Raw genomic sequence first — 282 nt, 5'->3', positions numbered from 1 at the left:
TCACCTACTCGACGGCCATCTCTGTCCGTCTTCCGGATGAATCTCTTTACTACTTCTTCCTGATTGTTAAAGAACGACAGCCGATACGTTTTCACATACCGCTCTGACTGGCTCAATCGCCAATGCAAAAGGTTCTGCTTCGTGCAGAACGCTGCGCATTGAGGATTGGTGGAGGATGACGGGATCGAACCGACGACCCCCTGCTTGCAAAGCAGGTGCTCTCCCAGCTGAGCTAATCCCCCAGTCACACATACTCATGGGGATCTGTCTCGCCTTATGCAG

Annotated in this window: 1 tRNA gene; it reads right to left on the bottom strand. The window is 52.5% G+C overall.

The window, feature by feature from the left end:
• Positions 1–166: 166 nt before the first annotated feature.
• Positions 167–242 (bottom strand) — tRNA-Ala (locus tag AB4Y44_RS42635).
• Positions 243–282: the final 40 nt, after the last annotated feature.

The sequence above is a fragment of the Paraburkholderia sp. BR10937 genome (genome assembly GCF_040965695.1).
GTDB lineage: Bacteria > Pseudomonadota > Gammaproteobacteria > Burkholderiales > Burkholderiaceae > Paraburkholderia.
The sequence above is the reverse complement of the archived record's forward strand: the minus strand, read 5'-3'. Positions and strand labels throughout refer to the sequence as shown.